The sequence below is a fragment of the Kitasatospora sp. NPDC057518 genome (assembly GCF_042802075.1).
Taxonomy (GTDB): domain Bacteria; phylum Actinomycetota; class Actinomycetes; order Streptomycetales; family Streptomycetaceae; genus Kitasatospora.
Map to the genome: position 1 here is coordinate 1 of NZ_JBHVEU010000744.1, position 2,045 is coordinate 2,045.

A 2,045-nucleotide genomic window follows, 5' to 3' on the forward strand; every position below is an offset into this window, starting at 1 on the left:
CCCCCGGGAGACCCCGGGGGCGGCCTTTCAGCTTGTCCTGCGGACCGCGTGGGCGGCTACTTGCCGCTGCCCACCAGCTCCGGTTCCTCGTCCTCGCCGGCGCCCTCGCGCCGGTTGCGCAGGATCGACGAGCCGAGTGCCAGTCCGATGAAGGCGACGCCGATCAGGCCGGTGACGATCTCCGGGATGTGGAACTTGATGCCGACCAGCAGGATCGCCGCCAGCGCGCCGATCGCGTAGTGCGCGCCGTGCTCCAGGTAGACGTAGTCGTCCAGGGTGCCCTTGCGGACCAGGAAGACGGTCAGCGAGCGGATGTACATCGCGCCGATGCCGAGGCCCAGGGTGATCTGGAAGATGTCGCTGGAGATGGCGAACGCGCCGACCACGCCGTCGAAGGAGAACGAGGCGTCCAGGACCTCCAGGTAGAGGAAGAGGAAGAACGCGGCCTTGCCGCCGACCTGCATGATCGACTTGCCGGACTTCTCCGCCTCCTCCTCGCGCTCCTCCTCGGCCTCCAGGCCGGACTCGAAGATCGACGAGAGGCCGTTGACCGCGAGGTAGGTCACCAGGCCGAGGACGCCGGCGAGCAGAACGGTTTCCGCGTGCTCCCCGGCGAAGAAGTTGGAGGCCAGCAGCAGGGCGACCAGGGCGACGACGGTGGAGAAGGCCTCCAGCTTGCCGACCTTCTCCAGCGGGCGCTCGATCCAGGACAGCCAGTTGTAGTCCTTCTCCCCGAGGATGAAGTCGAGGAAGATCATCAGCAGGAAGACGCCGCCGAAGGCCGCGATGGCCGGGTTGGCCGCCTCCAGGTACTGGCCGTAGGTGAGGCCGTCGTGGGTCTTGTCGGAGTGCAGCGCCAGGTCGATGACCGTCGTGGGGTTGAGCTTCGCGGTGAGGCCGACGACCAGCAGCGGGAAGACCAGGCGCATGCCGAAGACCGCGATGAGCACACCGACGGTCAGGAAGATCTTCTGCCAGTACGGGTTCATCCGCTTCAACACCGTGGCGTTGACCACCGCGTTGTCGAACGACAGGGAGATCTCCAGGATGGAGAGGATCAGCACGATGCCGAAGCCTTGGGCTCCCCAGAGCAGTCCGGCCGCGACCAGGCCGATGGCGGTGATCGCGAGCGACCAGCCGAATGTGCGGAGGAACACGGGAGTTGGCTACCTTTCGGGTTTTGGCCGTGCCGGGGTCGGCCTCGTACCCGAGACGCCCTGACCGGGCCGGGCCCGGTCAGGCCACCCCCGCACTGCCCTCTGTTCTCATGATCGGGTCGGGTGCGATAAGTCCGATTTCCGCCCTTACTGTACGTTCACGCCGAAGTCGAGCGCGATGCCACGCAGGCCGGAGGCGTACCCCTGGCCCACTGCGCGGAACTTCCACTCGCCCGCGTAGCGGTACAGCTCGCCGAAGATCATCGCGGTCTCGCTGGACGCGTCCTCGGACAGGTCGTACCGGGCGATCTCCTGGCCGTCGACCGAGTTGACGACCCGGATGTAGGCGTTGCGGACCTGACCGAAGTTCTGGAGCCGCGCCTCGGCCTCGTAGATCGAGACCGCGAAGATCACCTTGTCGGCCTGCACCGGGACGAGGTCCAGGTTGACCTCGACCACCTCGTCGTCACCCGTGTCGTCGCCGCCGGTGAGGTTGTCGCCCTGGTGCTCCACCGAGCCCTCGGGGCTCTTGAGGTTGTTGTAGAAGACGAAGTACTCGTCACCGAGCACTCGCCCGCCACCGCAGATCAGGGCGCTCGCGTCGAGGTCGAACGGGGCGCCCGTGGTTGAACGGGCGGACCAGCCGAGGCCGATCCGAACCTGCGTCAGGTTCGGCGCGGCCTTGGTGAGCGAGACGTTGCCACCCTTGGCAAGCGTGACCACCATGACGTTCTTCCTCCCTTGCTTCTCCCGGGGCGCCATCCAGGTGTAGTCCCCCGCGGCCCCGGCCGACCGGCTTTGGTCGGCTGAACTTCCTGAACTCACATCCTCGCAGCGCCGCGGACCAGCACGGCACCGGGTCGGACGAAGCCGGGGCGGCCCCGGACC

2 protein-coding genes are annotated in these 2,045 nt (G+C 67.2%); both read right to left on the reverse strand.

What is annotated here, in order from left to right:
• Positions 1–56: 56 nt before the first annotated feature.
• The gene (locus ACFU7Z_RS39015; RefSeq protein ID WP_049652607.1) at positions 57–1,157 is read right to left on the reverse strand and encodes a DUF475 domain-containing protein; all 1,101 of its coding nucleotides are present in this window, start codon (positions 1,155–1,157) and stop codon (positions 57–59) included.
• Between the two features lie 147 nt (positions 1,158–1,304).
• Positions 1,305–1,883, reverse strand: a complete 579-nt coding sequence (locus ACFU7Z_RS39020) for a TerD family protein (protein ID WP_049652609.1) — start codon at positions 1,881–1,883, stop codon at positions 1,305–1,307.
• Positions 1,884–2,045 lie beyond the last annotated feature (162 nt).